Annotated in this window: 11 protein-coding genes; 7 read left to right on the top strand and 4 right to left on the bottom strand. The window is 65.6% G+C overall.

All coding sequences use genetic code 11. The annotated features are described in order from the left end of the window. Positions 1 to 82 precede the first annotated feature (82 nt). The 3 genes from FB468_RS08260 to FB468_RS08250 all read left to right on the top strand — a co-directional run bounded on the left by FB468_RS08260 (position 83) and on the right by FB468_RS08250 (position 4,700). The gene (locus FB468_RS08260; RefSeq protein ID WP_141886918.1) at positions 83 to 1,747 is read left to right on the top strand and encodes a class I adenylate-forming enzyme family protein; all 1,665 of its coding nucleotides are present in this window, start codon (positions 83 to 85) and stop codon (positions 1,745 to 1,747) included. Between the two features lie 85 nt (positions 1,748 to 1,832). Continuing rightward, positions 1,833 to 3,173 (top strand): MFS transporter, encoded by a 1,341-nt coding sequence (locus FB468_RS08255; protein WP_141886917.1) that lies wholly within the window; start codon positions 1,833 to 1,835, stop codon positions 3,171 to 3,173. A 177-nt stretch (positions 3,174 to 3,350) separates the two neighbouring features. Then, complete coding sequence (locus FB468_RS08250; RefSeq protein ID WP_141886916.1) at positions 3,351 to 4,700, top strand: MFS transporter; 1,350 nt, start codon at positions 3,351 to 3,353, stop codon at positions 4,698 to 4,700. On the opposite strand, the gene FB468_RS08245 is transcribed toward FB468_RS08250, so the two are convergent. Continuing rightward, entirely contained in the window at positions 4,701 to 5,612 is a 912-nt protein-coding gene (locus tag FB468_RS08245; protein WP_246055809.1) for a LysR family transcriptional regulator, read from the bottom strand. Positions 5,613 to 5,753: 141 nt separating this feature from the next. Next, the gene (locus tag FB468_RS08240) at positions 5,754 to 6,749 is read right to left on the bottom strand and encodes an IS481 family transposase (protein ID WP_141886915.1); all 996 of its coding nucleotides are present in this window, start codon (positions 6,747 to 6,749) and stop codon (positions 5,754 to 5,756) included. Positions 6,750 to 6,862: 113 nt separating this feature from the next. Here FB468_RS08240 and FB468_RS08235 point away from each other — a divergent pair, with 113 nt between their 5' ends. Further along, the gene (locus tag FB468_RS08235; RefSeq protein ID WP_141886914.1) at positions 6,863 to 7,750 is read left to right on the top strand and encodes an NAD(P)-dependent oxidoreductase; all 888 of its coding nucleotides are present in this window, start codon (positions 6,863 to 6,865) and stop codon (positions 7,748 to 7,750) included. 4 nt (positions 7,751 to 7,754) lie between these two features. Here the strand turns inward: FB468_RS08235 and FB468_RS08230 are convergent, their stop codons facing one another. Further along, positions 7,755 to 9,272, bottom strand: coding sequence for a phospholipid carrier-dependent glycosyltransferase (locus tag FB468_RS08230; protein WP_246055807.1), 1,518 nt, complete (start codon positions 9,270 to 9,272; stop codon positions 7,755 to 7,757). Positions 9,273 to 9,300: 28 nt separating this feature from the next. Between FB468_RS08230 and FB468_RS08225 the strand changes: the two genes are divergently transcribed. Beyond that, positions 9,301 to 11,064 (top strand): proline--tRNA ligase, encoded by a 1,764-nt coding sequence (locus FB468_RS08225; RefSeq protein ID WP_141886913.1) that lies wholly within the window; start codon positions 9,301 to 9,303, stop codon positions 11,062 to 11,064. A 281-nt stretch (positions 11,065 to 11,345) separates the two neighbouring features. Beyond that, on the top strand, positions 11,346 to 12,233 hold the full coding sequence (locus FB468_RS08220) for an alpha/beta hydrolase family protein (protein WP_170219671.1): 888 nt from the start codon (positions 11,346 to 11,348) through the stop codon (positions 12,231 to 12,233). Positions 12,234 to 12,452: 219 nt separating this feature from the next. On the opposite strand, the gene FB468_RS08215 is transcribed toward FB468_RS08220, so the two are convergent. Continuing rightward, entirely contained in the window at positions 12,453 to 12,938 is a 486-nt protein-coding gene (locus tag FB468_RS08215; protein WP_141886911.1) for a CarD family transcriptional regulator, read from the bottom strand. A 181-nt stretch (positions 12,939 to 13,119) separates the two neighbouring features. Here FB468_RS08215 and FB468_RS08210 point away from each other — a divergent pair, with 181 nt between their 5' ends. Then, positions 13,120 to 13,755 carry a DNA modification methylase gene (locus FB468_RS08210; RefSeq protein WP_141886910.1) on the top strand — a complete coding sequence of 212 codons (636 nt, stop codon included), beginning with the start codon at positions 13,120 to 13,122 and terminating at the stop codon, positions 13,753 to 13,755. Positions 13,756 to 13,767: the final 12 nt, after the last annotated feature.

Here is a 13,767-nt window from a genome sequence, read left to right as displayed (position 1 = left end):
ATTCACCGAGCGAGTGATCGGTCGGTAATGTTGTGAGGCCTGCGTGCCCACGCATGACAGCTTTCACAAGTAAGGATCAATGATGATCGACACGTTGGAACGGTGGTACGAGTGGTACCCCAAGAACGTCTCGCGAGAGCTCCCGGTGCCGAAGCGCACGTTGGCGGAAGCCTGGTCTATGCGCGTCTCCGAAACGCCAGAGGCTACGGCGTTGCGATACTTCGACGCCGAGTACACGGCGCGCGAGGTCGACACTGCCGCGAGCGCTATTGCAGTCGGGCTACGACGCCTCGGCGTACGCCGCGGAGACGTTGTCGGGATCCAGCTCCAAAATGTCCCGCAGTTTGTGCTCGTTGAGCTTGCCCTGTGGCAACTAGGCGCCGTGGCATTGGTCTTGAACCCGATGTACAAGCAGCGTGAACTCGCGACGATCGTCGCTGATGCGCGACCCGTCGGTCTCGTGGGGGCCGAGGGTGAGATTGAGGCCGCTGCGAGTATGCTCGGTGATCTCTTCTCGGGGTGGGTGCTCACCACACGGGAGTACGACGCCTCCGCTCGCGATTCACGCATGCCCGACGAACTCGGTAGGCCAGTTGCAGGCGACCTCCCTCAGACGGACCTACATACGTTGCTCGCGCGGCATCAGGGTGAGACGCCCGGCCAAGTGGAGCTGTCCCCGGATGCTCCTGCTCTGCTCACGTACACCTCGGGAACGACGGGGGAGCCCAAGGGAGCTGTGGCCTCGCACGCGAACCTGTTGGCGACAGCGGAGTCGACGCGCCAATGGTTAGACCTGCGTCCCGGCGAGCGTGTGCTGGCTATCGCTCCGCTCTTCCACATCACTGGTGCCGTGGCCGTGGCGGTCACCTCCCTCGTATCGGGAGCCGAGCTCGTGTTCATCGGCAGGTTGACTCCGGAGCGCTTCTTGCAGGCGGTCGTCGACTACCGGATCCAACATCTCTGCGGATCTATTACGGCGTACAACTCCCTGCTGGATCTTCCGGCCGGCAACGCCGATAGTTTTCAGTCTTTGCGCACAGTGTTTTCCGGCGGGGCACCTGTGCCTCCCCAGACTGTTGCACGATTCCAGGCACGGTTCGGGCATTACATTCGCAACATCTACGGCATGACCGAGACCGCGTCCGCGTGTATCGCCGTGCCCCTCGGCCACGAGGCGCCGGTCGAGCCCAGCACTGGCACACTGGCGATCGGAGTGCCGATGCCGGGCGTCCGCGTGCGGGTGCGAGGCTCTGAGGGAAGCGTTGCCGCTCCTGGCGTGCAGGGAGAACTCGAGATTTCGGGGCCAAGTGTGACCCGCGAGTATCTCAACAAGCCTGACGCTACGGCCGAGACGATTGTCGACGGGTGGCTGCGTACGGGAGACGTCGCCATCCTCGACACTGCCGGTTGGGTCTACCTGGTTGACCGCATGAAGGACCAGATTAACGTCTCCGGGTATAAGGTTTGGCCGCGCGAGGTTGAGGACGTGCTCTACGAACATCGCGCAGTGCGCGAGGCCGCCGTCGTGGGGCGCCCTCACCCATACAGCGGCGAAGAAGTAGTCGCATATGTGTCGTTGCGGACTGGGGGAGTAGCAACCAGCGAGGAGATCCGCGCGTATGTCAAGGCCCGACTCGCGGCTTACAAGGCTCCGAAGACCGTCGTAATCCTGTCGGACCTGCCAAAGACCGCGACCGGCAAGATTCAGCGGCGCGCACTGCGGGACCCATCGACCGACCTCCAATAGGTCCGTGCACGGGCCACTGACGCACACCAGGATTCTTCCGACTCACGCCTAACCGACCAACCATTCAATGCAAAGGAGCACTGACATGACCTCGCAGACACTTGAAGACCAGAAGCAGCAGGGCCGACCTGTGTCGGCGGAACACCGTAGATCCATGATCGCCAGTAGCGTGGGCCAGATCCTCGAGTGGTACGAGTGGAGCGCGTATGCGGTCTTCGCGCCGTTCATCGCTGGCATGATGTTCAACCCCGAGAATCCTGTGTCTGCCCTCCTAGCGACCTTCGCCGTGTTTGCCGTCGGCTTCCTCATGCGCCCGCTCGGAGGGCTCGTGTTCGGCATTGTCGCTGACCGCAGGGGACGCAAGTTTGTCCTCATCACTACGATGCTCTCGATGGCCGTGGCTTCAGTCGCGATCGGCGTCATGCCGTCCTACGCTCAAGTTGGCATCTGGGCATCGGTGGGGCTGCTGCTGGCGCGGATGGTGCAGGGGTTTGCCCATGGCGGAGAATCCGCGACCGCTAACTCGTATGTTGCGGAGATTGCGCCCCGACACAAGCGGGGTCAGTGGGGCAGCGTGGTGTTTGTCGCAATCTTCGGAGGCACGATCATTGCGTACTCACTGGGAGGGGCAATCACCAACGTGCTCCACGAGGGTGCGGTCGCAGCATGGGGTTGGCGGATTCCTTTCCTCCTCGGCGCGGTTCTCGCGTTGGTCGCGCTGTGGCTGCGCCGCGGAATGATCGAGTCCGAGGTATTTGTCGAGGAGGCAGTCGAGGAGCAGTTGCAAGACGACGGCGAGCCCGCCACTCGACTCACCGCTGCCGCGATTGCAGGCCGCCCGCGGGGGCAGCTCGTCTCGGTCCTGTTACTGATCGGGATGGTGACGGGGATTACTGCCGCGCACTACACCTGGAGCTCGTATGTCTCGACCTATGCGATTGTGGAACGCGGCATGGCGACACAGTCCGCCTACTGGGCGATCGTGCTCGCGCAGATCATCGCGTGCATTGCGCTGCCGTTCTGGGGAAGGCTGTCAGACCGCGTTGGAAGGAAGCCGGTGCTGTACGGCTTCACGATCGCGATGGCGCTCGCCCAGTTCCCGTTGATGAGCCTGATCTCTGACCAGGCTTGGATGCTATTCGTCGCGTCAACGATTGCGTTGCTCATTGTTGGCGCCGCAGGCGCGCTGCTCTCGAGCTACATGTCCGAGATCTTTCCCACAGCCACCCGCACGCGCAATATTGGGATCGCTTACGGTTTCTCCGTTGCGGTGTTTGGCGGCTCCGCTCCCTACCTCAATCAGCTGTTCAACAGCATGGATGTCGGCTGGCTCTCGAGTGTTTACGTCATCGTGCTGTGCGGTGTCACCTTCCTTGCGCTGACACGGCTGCCGGAAACTCGCGGGATCGACCTGAGCAAGGTGTAGTGGGTGGACGCTGCACCCAATGCGGGTGCAGCGTGAGGAACGGAACCCCGCCCGCGAGTGTGCAAATTTGCGCATGAGCGGTGCGGGAAGGGCCGTTGCGGGGGCTGAGGAGACCGAGCAGCATGGGAATCCCGGGACATGTACGTCAGCAATAGTCGGAGCTACAAGGAGGTAGCAATGTCAGTGGATTCTTCACGCACCGAACCCACAGGTAAACTCGGGGCACTGCGCAAGGTCGTCGTCGCGTCGATGGCGGGGACGGTCGTCGAGTGGTACGAGTTCTTCCTCTACACGTCAGCCGCGACGCTCGTGTTCAACCTCATCTTCTTCCCGCAGACGGACGAGCCGCTCGATGGCGTGATTGCGGCGTTCGTGACCTACGCCGTCGGGTTCGTCGCGCGGCCGCTCGGCGGTGTCGTGTTCGGGTACTTCGGTGACAAATACGGACGCAAGAAACTGTTGCAGGTCGCGATCATTTTGGTGGGGCTCAGCACATTCCTGATGGGGTGCCTGCCAACGTTCCAGACGATCGGCTACTGGGCACCGGCACTGCTTGTGACGCTGCGCTTCCTGCAGGGCTTCGCGGTCGGTGGGGAGTGGGGCGGCGCGGTGCTGCTCGTCGCCGAGCACGCGCCGAAGGACCATCGCGGGTTCTGGGCAAGCTGGCCGCAGGCCGCACTGCCGCTCGGGAACCTGCTCGCGACGATTGTGCTCTGGATGCTGTCGGGCGTGCTGACTCCCGATCAGTTCCTGTCCTGGGGCTGGCGGATTGGGTTCTGGCTCTCGGTTGTCATCGTCGCCGTCGGGTACTACGTGCGAACGAAGGTCACGGATGCGCCGATCTTCACCGAATCGCAGAAGATTGAGGTCGTCGCTGAGAAGCGCACGAACGGACTCGTCGAGGTGTTCCGTTACTACCCCCGCCAGGTGTTCACCGCGATGGGCCTTCGGTTCGCCGAGAACATCATGTATTACCTCGTCGTGACATTCTCGATCACGTACCTTTCGATTCATGTCGGGATGGAGACGACGCCGATCCTCGGATTCCTGCTCATCGCGCACGCCGTCCAGTTCATCGCGATTCCCCTGATCGGGAGACTCGCAGATGCTCTCGGTCGGCGCGTCGTCTACGGCGTCGGGGCCGTGCTTTCCGCGGGGTGGGGGTTCATCGCCTTCCCGATGTTTGACACGCAGAACACCGTGATCATCGTGACCGCTATCGTCATCGGCCTCCTGTGCCACGGCATGATGTACGCGGGACAGCCCGCGATTATGGCCGAGATGTTCCCGACGCGCATGCGCTACTCGGGGGTCTCGCTCGGCTACCAGGTGACGTCGATCGTGGCGGGTTCGATCGCGCCGATCATCGCGGCTGAGTTGCTGAAGCGGACGGGGTCGAGCGTGCCAATCGCGGTGTACCTCGCGGCCGCGTGCCTGGTGACGCTCGTCGCGGTGCTCTCGCTGCGGGAGACCAAGGGCATCGATCTGCAGGACCTCGACCGGGCAGACCGCGCGCGGTTCGCCTAACTATGTGGTCGCCGGGGAGGCCGCGGGCCTCTGCGGGCCGGCGTGATCCACGAGTGCTTGGATGGTGAGCGCGACGGCCGGCTTGCGGAAGCCCTCCTCGCGCACGACAGCCCAGTACTCCACGGGGTGCTCGTAGGCCGTGGGCAACACGCGCCGGAGCGTGCCATACTGCTCTGCGAGGTAGTCGGGGAGGATCCCGATCCCGGCGGACTCGAGTGTGGCCGAGACGTGCGCGAAGACGCTCGTCGAACTGATGCTTGGCTTACCGAGCGGCAGCCGCTGGTGCGCGGCGTCGAGCTCATCGACCTGGAGCGCAGATTCGACGTAGTAGATCAGGCGGTGCTCCGAGAGATCGTCGAGCGAGAGCGGTTCACCGTAGACCCGCAGGTACTCGTCGGTCGCGTACAGTGCGAGTCGATAGCCCGAGAGCCGCAGCGCCGACGCCTTATACACCTCCGGTTTGCCGACGACGATCTCGACGTCGACGCCCGACCGGTGCTGGCGTACGCGCTGCGTCGCCGCGATCACTTCGAACGCGACGTCAGGATGGCGCTCCTGCACTCGCGCAAGGGCTGGAATCGCGCAGGCGGAGCCGAACGCGTCGGGGGTGGCGATCCGGACGAGGCCCGAGATCGTGCTCGGACTGTCGTGCGCCGCGAGCCTGCCGATCGCCGCCTCCATCTCCTCGGCCGCGAGCATCGCCTTGTGGCCGAGATCAGTGAGTTCCCAGCCATTCGGCGTGCGGACGAGGACGCGGTCGCCGAGGCTTTCCTCGAGCGCCGCGAGGCGGCGGGAGACCGTGGAATGGTTGATACCGAGCGAGTCTGCGGCCGCTGTGTAGCGGCCGAGCCGGGCCACCGCGAGGAATGTCATGAGCGCCTCGGGCTGGAGGTCGGGTCGGAGATGTCGCATGCCGCCATTGTGCGTCAGCGCACGGAGCGATTGCAAGAAAGGGCCTGCGCTGTGTATTGATTCCTAGTCGGTCGTTCGGCAGGCTGAAGCTACACCAGAGAGGTCAAGGAGGACACGATGGCAACGATTGCGTGGATCGGGCTAGGTGTACTGCCCGGGGAGGTTGCTCGATAGTCGTGTGACTGGCGGGAGCTGCCCGATGGCCGAGTGGGGCCTGTGCTGATTGTAGTAGTGCAGCCACGCGGGGAGCGCTTTCCGTCTCGCCTGCTCTGAAGAGTAGTGCCGACTGTACGCCCACCCGTCCGCGAGGGTGCGATGGAACCGCTCGATTTTCCCGTTGGTCTGCGGCCGGTACGGGCGTGTCCACTTCGGTGTGATTCCCAAGCCGCTGCAGGCATCACGCCAGGCGTGAGAGCGGTACGCGGATCCGTTGTCCGAGAGCACCCGCTCGACCCGCACCCCGCGATCTTGGAACCAGGACACGGCCCGCTGGAGTACTCCGATCGCGGTCTCGGCCCGCTCGTCATCGTGGATCTCGGCATACGCGACTCGGGAGTGGTCATCGATCACGGTGTGCACGTAGGCGTGCCGCATCAGCACGTCACGCCTACGGCTCCGTTCCTTCCCGGGAGTCGCAGCCCGGTTCTTCCCACCCTGGACTCGTCCGACCGTGCGCCAGCCTCCTCCGTCAGGAATGTTGCCGAGCTTCTTCACATCGACATGGATCAGGGAACCCGGATGCGGGTGTTCGTACCTGCGGGCTGGTTCCCCGGTCTTCCGGTCGATGTGGGAGAGCCGGTTCAACCGTTCCCGCACCAAGACTGCGTGAACCGTGGAGGGTGGAAGCTGCAGGAGACCGCCGATCTCGACCGGGCCGAGTCGGCGCGTGATCCGCAGGTGCTTGATCTTCCGCACGATCGGGCGCGGGGTCTGGTTCGGGTGGGCGTGCGGGCGAGAGGATCGGTCGGTCATGCCGGCGATCCCATGCTCGGCGTAGCGGCGAGCCCATTTCTGAGCGGTCGGCCAGGCGACGTGGAAATAGTCAGCGGCGTGCGCGACTGTCCATCCTTCATCGATGATGAGGCGGGCGATGCGGAGTCGTTGGCGTGGGGTCAGGGCTGCGTTAGCGTGGGACACGAGAACCTCCGGTGTAGAGCTGTAGTGGTAGCAGCTCCACTCTGCCCGGAGGTTCTCGTCTCTGTCACGGAGTCCAGATCAAACAACGACCCTGGACACTACAGCTAGGAAACATGGGGTCGCGGATGAGCGCGCACCTCATCGCTGCGGGCCACACGGTACTCGGGGTTGACCCGAGCGCAGCAGCGCTGGAGCAGGCTGTCGCGGCGGGCGTCACCCCGGCCGCAAGCGTCGCGGAGGCCGTCGCCGGGGCGGACGCCGTGATCACGATGCTCCCGAAGGGCGAACACGTTAGACGGGTCTACGAGGGGCCAGACGGCGTGTGGGAGCACGCCCAGCAGGGGGCGGTGCTCTTCGACTCGTCGACCGTCGACATTGAGACGTCGCAGTGGTGTCACACCGGCTCCGCAGAGCGTGGGGTCGCATTCGTCGATGCGCCAGTTTCGGGCGGCACGGCTGGCGCGTCCGACGGCACGCTAGCGTTCATGCTCGGCGGCGCCCCGCAAGATGTTGAGCGCGTACGGGAGCTCATCGGCCCGATGGCGGGCAACGTCTTCGCGACCGGCGGGCCGACCACTGGCATCGCGGCAAAGATCGTGAACAATATGATGCTCTTCATCGCGCAGCAGGCGTCAGCCGAGGGCTCGCAGCTCGCGCTCCAGCTCGGCCTCGATCCGCAGGTGTTCTGGGACGTTGTATCCGCGTCCTCCGGCAGATCCTGGGCCCAACAGACGTGGTATCCGGTGCCGGGCATCGTCGAGCGTGCGGCCGCAAACCAGAACTTCGATGCGACGTTCAGCGCTGATCTCGCTCGAAAAGACATCGGCCTGGCGGTTCAGGCGGGAGCCGACACGGGGGTTTCGCTCCCCGGCGCTCACGCTGCGATGGCCCAGTTGGATCGCCTGATTGACGAGGGGCTCGGACACAAGGACTCGAGCCTGGTGGTGAAGTATTCGTCGCCAGACGGCACGGTGGCGGGGTACGCGCCCGAGGGCGAATAGCGACCTACCCCCAACTTGGGAGCCACAGGTGCCACCGCCAGAATCCTTCCGGGATCGGCGCGCCAGACCACACAGGGAAGAACGCCAGCGAGAGGATCACGGCCGCGGTGACAAACACCGCGACCGCCATCCGGCGCCCGGACGTCTCCTCCAGCGAGCCGCGGCGTTTGCAGATCACGCCGACGACGAGCGCGAGCGCGAGCGCAGAGAACGGGGTGAGGACGACGGCGTAGAACTGGAATACCGCCGAGCGCGAGAACGTGAGCACCCAGGGCAGCCAACCTGAGAGGTAACAGACGACGACGAACGAGGCCGCGTATGCGCCGCGGGCGGCGAGCGGGCGGGAGCGAACAAGCGTTGCTGGCCTACGGAGTGCGCGGATCGCCCACCACGCGAGGACCAGGAGCGCCGCGACGCCGCCCCATGTGATGAGTACGTTCGGGATCGGCGAGATCACCTGCACGAGACCGCTATCGAGGGCCTCAAAGTACATCGCGGTCGGACGGAGACCGAATGGCCAGGTGAGCGGGTGCGCCTGGTACGGGTGCGGCGCGGAGAGCGTTGAGTGCCACGCGAACATGTCGACGTGGTACTTCCACAGCCCCGCGACCCACCCGGCGTCGCGCCCCCAGCCGCCCGGGGTGCCGACCCACCCGGCCCAGCTCGCGACGTAGACGGCGCACGCTGTCGGAAGCGCGACGAGGCCGGTCGCGACGGCCTGCGCAAGCGAGCGGCCGGCCGCCACCGCGTAGTTCGCGTGTCGGTGAGCCCCGAGGTCTGCGGTGAGCCCGAGTGTTCGTCGCACCTCGCGCGCAACTGTGAACCGCACGAAGGCGTCGCGCGCCGCGGTCAGGAGCAGGAACGCGGCGAGCGGGTAGAGCCCCGACCATTTCACCGCCGCCGCGCAGCCGAACGCGGCGGCCGCCGCGACGAGCCACGGGCGCGCCCAGAGCACGGGGAGCCCGCCGCGGGCGACCCGGGTTCGCTCCGTTACCCACTCGTGATCGCGCCACATGAACAGCGCGCCGAGCACGACGAAGAAGGTGAGGATCCCGTCGAGCAATCCGACGCGAGTGAGCACAACGTGCACGCCATCGATCGCGAGGAAGAGGCCCGCGAAGAGCGCGACGCCGAGGCTTCGGCTGATCCGCCACCCGAGACGCATGGTGACGGCGACCGTCGCGACTCCCGTGAGCGCGACCGCCGAGCGCCACCCCCAACCGGAAGCGTCACCGAAGGCCGCGATCCCGAGCGCGATGACCCACTTGCCGAGCGGCGGGTGCACGGCGAATGATGGCTCGTCGGTGAACGGCACCGCCATGGTCGGGTCGTCGTCGGGCCACGAGGTCGGGAAGCCGTGCGCGAGCTGCGTGATGGCGTCGCGCACGTAGTAAAGCTCGTCGAAGACGAGTACTCCCGGTCGGCCGAGCGCCCAGAACCTGAAGACCGCCGCGAGCGCGAGCACGGCGAAGACGCCGAGGGCGGCGAACATGCGTGGACGCCTGCGCAAACTGACGGGCATACGCTCAGCCTAGGGCTAGCATGGGAGAGTGATCACACGGCTCAGCTCATACTTTCTCAAGACTCTGCGCGAAGACCCCTCTGACGAGGAAGCGCGGAGCCACAAACTGCTGCTGCGCGCGGGGTACATCCGCCGCCAGTCACCGGGCGTGTTCGCGTGGCTGCCGCTCGGCCTCCGGGTGAAGGCGAAGATCGAGCAGATCGTTCGCGAGGAGATGGCAGCAGCCGGCGCTCACGAGGTGCACTTCCCGGCGATGCTGCCGCGGGAGCCGTACGAGCTGACCGGCCGCTGGGAAGAATACGGCGACAACATGTTCCGCCTGAAGGACCGGCACGGCGCCGACCACCTGCTCGCGCCCACGCACGAAGAGGCCTTCACACTGCTCGTGAAGGACATCGTGACGTCGTATAAGGATCTGCCGCTGCAGCTCTTCCAGATCCAGGACAAGTACCGCGACGAGGCGCGCCCCCGCGCGGGCCTGCTGCGCGGTCGCGAGTTCACGATGAAGGACGCATACTCGTTCGACGTTTCCGATGAGGGCCTGAACGCGGCCTACCAGAAGCAGCGCGACGCCTACGAGCGCATCTTCACCAGGCTCGGCCTCGAATACGTCATCGTGTCGGCGGATGCCGGGGCGATGGGTGGCTCGCGCTCCGAGGAGTTCCTGCTTCCCATCGCGATCGGCGAGGACACGTTCGTGCGCTCAGCGGGCGGCTACGCGGCCAACGTCGAGGCGTATGAGACCCCGGTTCCCGAGTCCCTGCCGATCGAGGGCCAGCCCGCCGCGGTCGTCTTCGATTCGCCCAACACCCCGACCATCGACACCCTCGTCGCGCACGTCAACGCGACGATGCCGCGCGAGGACGGCCGCGAATGGACCGCCGCGGACACGCTGAAGAACGTCGTGCTCGCCGTGACCGACCTTGAGGGAGAGCGCTCGCTCGTCGTCGTTGGCATCCCCGGCGACCGCGACGCAGACATGAAGCGCGTCGAGGTCGCCTTCCCGAACTGCGAGGTCGAGCCCGCGACGCCGGCCGACTTTGCGAAGCACCCCGGCCTCGTGAAGGGCTACATTGGGCCCGGTTTCGCAGACGCCCCCGTGCTCGGCCTCGAGGGCTCGAGCGGCGTGAAGTACCTGCTCGACCCCCGCATCGTTCCCGGCACCTCCTGGGTCACGGGCGCGAACGAAGACGAGAAGCACGTCGCGCACCTGGTTGCCGGCCGCGACTTCACGGCCGACGGTGTCGCGGAGATCGCGACCGTGCGCGAGGGCGACCCCGCCCCCGACGGTTCGGGCCCGATCGAGACCGCGCGCGGCATGGAGATCGGCCACGTCTTCCAGCTCGGACGCAAATACGCAGAGGCGCTCGGCCTGAAGGTGCTCGACGAGAACGGCAAGCTCGTTACCGTCACGATGGGGTCGTACGGCATCGGCGTCACCCGCATCATGGCCGCGCTCGCTGAGCTCAACAACGACGAGCGCGGGCTCGTGTGGCCGCGGGCGATCGCGCCCTTCGACGTGCACGTGGTCGCGACAGGCAAGGACCCCGAGGTGCTCGCCATCGCTGAGGAGCTCGTCGCCACGCTCTCGGACGCACGCGTCGACGTGATGTTCGACGACCGCCCCAAGGTTTCACCCGGTGTGAAGTTCGGCGACGCCGAGCTGCTCGGGGTGCCCCGCGTGGTGGTTGTGGGCCGTGACGCTGCAGAGGGCTTCGCCGAGGTGTGGGACCGGGCAGCTGGAACTAAGGAGAAGGTCGCCCTCGCGGAGGTCCCCGGCCTGTTCGCGTAGGGCGCTGGGCTCCGGCGGGCTTCGGCTGCCCTGCCTTCGGAGCTTCCACTTGAGATCTGCAGTTCATATGCTCCTTCGGCAAGGAGTGGGCATGTGAACTGCAGATCTCAGTGCTTTTGGCGGTGGACTCGCGCTTTTGGCTGAGGACTCGGGCTTGGACGAGCGGGGCTGACGAGGGGCGGGCCAGGTCGACTACGATGGGTCCAGACCGACGGAGGGACTGAGTGACTGGCAGCGCGCCCACAGCACGAGAAAGCGCTGGAGGTGCGCCCGGACGCGACGTGAGCATTCCCTGCGCTGACGGCTTCGTCCTGTCGGCTCGGGCTTTCACTCCTCGCCCCGAGACCGACCTCGGCATCACCGCAGTCGTCACGACCGCGACGGGGGCAAAGGCCTCTTACTACTGGAGGTACGCCGCATTTCTCGCCGAGCGCGGCTTCAGGTCAGTCGTTGCTGACTATCGGGGAGTCGGTAGATCCGCACCCGCTGGTGGCACACGAGCGCTGCGCCGCATGCGCACCCGCTGGCACGAGTGGGGCACCCTAGACATCGACGCGGTGTTCGGCTGGGCACAGGCCAACGGGCCGGGGCGCAGAATAGTCGCGGTCGGGCACAGCTTTGGCGGCCTTGGTGTCTGCCTGGCCCCGCGCGCGAACGAAGTTGAGCGCCTGCTCACCGTCGGCGCTCAGCATGCGCACTGGCGAGACTACGCCTTGCAGGACCCGCGGGCGCTGCTCCGCTGGCACGTCGTGATGCCGGCGATCGCCCGGGTCGCGGGCTACCTGCCTGGCAAACGGCTCGGCTGGCTCGAGGATATTCCGAGGGGCGTCGCGTTCGACTGGGCCCGCGGCCGAGCGAACTTTGCTGACACGATTGGGCTGGGAGGGGCTGGCGTGATGGAGCGGGTGGCGAACCTTGACTTCGAGGTCTTGGCGGCGGCGTCGACCGACGATCCGTTTGCGACAGAGGCCGCGACACAGCGCTTCTTGAGCTACCTTCATCGCGCGAAGGTCGAGCGCCGCGAACTCGAGCCCGCCGAACTCGGGGTGACCGAGATCGGGCATCTTGGAGTCTTCCACGAGCGGTTCAGGGAGCCGCTCTGGGGGCGTTCGGCCGACTGGCTCGCCGAGCACTCGGGCAGGCACAGCCGAACAACAGCAGCAAAGTAGCCGCTGCCCAGCCACCGGCCAGCAGCCGGGTCACGGCGTTTGCGCTGCACTTGAGATCTGCAGACCCAATGCCGTTGCGCGGCGAAACGAACATTGGGTCTGCAGATCTTAGGGACTGGAGTTGAGGACGCCGGGCTGACCTGGCCCCGGCCCCGCAACAAAAAACTGGCCCCGGCTGTGCAAACCGGGGCCAGTCCACGCGCGCAGCGCGAAATCTAACTAGGAAGCGAGAACCTCGTCGAGGATCGCACCAGCCTTCTCCTCGTCAGTCTTCTCAGCGAGCGCGAGCTCGGACACGAGAATCTGACGAGCCTTGGCAAGCATGCGCTTCTCGCCGGCCGACAGCGAACGCACTTCCTGGTCGCGACGCCACAGGTCGCGAACAACCTCAGACACCTTGATGACGTCGCCGGAGGCGAGCTTCTCGGTGTTTGCCTTGAACCGGCGTGACCAGTTCGTTGGCTCCTCGGTGAAGGGGGTGCGCAGCACCTCGAAGACCTCCTTGAGGCCCTCCTGATCGATCACGTCGCGGACGCCGACGAGGTCGCAGTTCTCAGCGGGAACCTCAATGGTCAGGTCGCCCTGGTCGACCTGAAGCTTCAGGAACAGCTTTTCTTCGCCACCGAGCTTGCGCTTCTTCACCTCGATGATCTTGGCTGCGCCGTGGTGGGGGTAGACGACGGTCTCTCCGACCTCAAATTGCATCGAGTTGCTCCTTGGTGTAAATCCAACCACTAGAATACCACAGCTCGCCCTCTGGAAGCTGGTGTATCTTGCGACTCGTCGTGCGCCAGGTCGCAAGCGACCCGCGCGAGGGATAGTATTGAGACAGGTCTGCGTGCTTCGGGCGCGCACGTTTCAGTTCATACACGGCTCGGAGGCCCTCTTGAAGAATCGGATCGCCGCTTCACTCGCACTTGCAGGAGCGCTCACGCTTGGCATGAGCGGCTGCAGCCTGATCGCCCACAACGCGACTACCGTTGAGTACGCTCCCAGCGATGGCGTGCAGGTCACCTCGGAGGGCGTTGCGCTGCGCAACATCATGCTCGTCGCCGACGAGTCGGGCGAGAACTTTAACCTCGTGCTCACCGCCGTCAACCAGACCGAGAACCCCGCGAAGGTATCGCTCAGCATGAAGAGCGATACCGCCGACGCGACCATCGACTTCGTCGCGCCCGTGGGCACGACCTCGTTTGGTAACCCCGAGAGCGACGACGAGCTGCTCGTCACCCCGCTCGAGGGCCTGCAGGCCGGTCAGACCGTCAAGACGTACTTCACGATCAACGGCAAGGGCGACCTCACCGAGTTCGTTCCGCTGCTCGACGGCACCCTCAAGGAGTACCAGGCGTACGTGCTGCCCGAGGGCGCTGGCGCCGAGGCTCCGCTCACCGTCGCTGATCTCGCGAAGATGACCGAGGCAGAGGTTGCCGCTGCGGCGAAGGAAGCCGGCGAGACCGTTGAGGCCTTCACCGCACGCGTTGCAGCTGAGGCAGCCGAGGCGCTGACCTCCAAGGCTGGTTAAGACCCCGCGGCT

The sequence above is a fragment of the Leucobacter komagatae genome (genome assembly GCF_006716085.1).
GTDB classification, from domain to species: Bacteria; Actinomycetota; Actinomycetes; order Actinomycetales; family Microbacteriaceae; genus Leucobacter; species Leucobacter komagatae.
This window is presented reverse-complemented; position numbering and strand designations above follow the sequence as displayed.

Coding starts and splice junctions, on each gene's coding strand:
- FB468_RS08235 (WP_141886914.1), top strand. CDS start 6,863: ATGGGGTCGCGGATGAGCGCGCACCTCATCGCTGCGGGCCACACGGTA.
- FB468_RS08260 (WP_141886918.1), top strand. CDS start 83: ATGATCGACACGTTGGAACGGTGGTACGAGTGGTACCCCAAGAACGTC.
- FB468_RS08250 (WP_141886916.1), top strand. CDS start 3,351: ATGTCAGTGGATTCTTCACGCACCGAACCCACAGGTAAACTCGGGGCA.
- FB468_RS08255 (WP_141886917.1), top strand. CDS start 1,833: ATGACCTCGCAGACACTTGAAGACCAGAAGCAGCAGGGCCGACCTGTG.
- FB468_RS08230 (WP_246055807.1), bottom strand. CDS start 9,272: ATGCCCGTCAGTTTGCGCAGGCGTCCACGCATGTTCGCCGCCCTCGGC.
- FB468_RS08215 (WP_141886911.1), bottom strand. CDS start 12,938: ATGCAATTTGAGGTCGGAGAGACCGTCGTCTACCCCCACCACGGCGCA.
- FB468_RS08245 (WP_246055809.1), bottom strand. CDS start 5,612: ATGCGACATCTCCGACCCGACCTCCAGCCCGAGGCGCTCATGACATTC.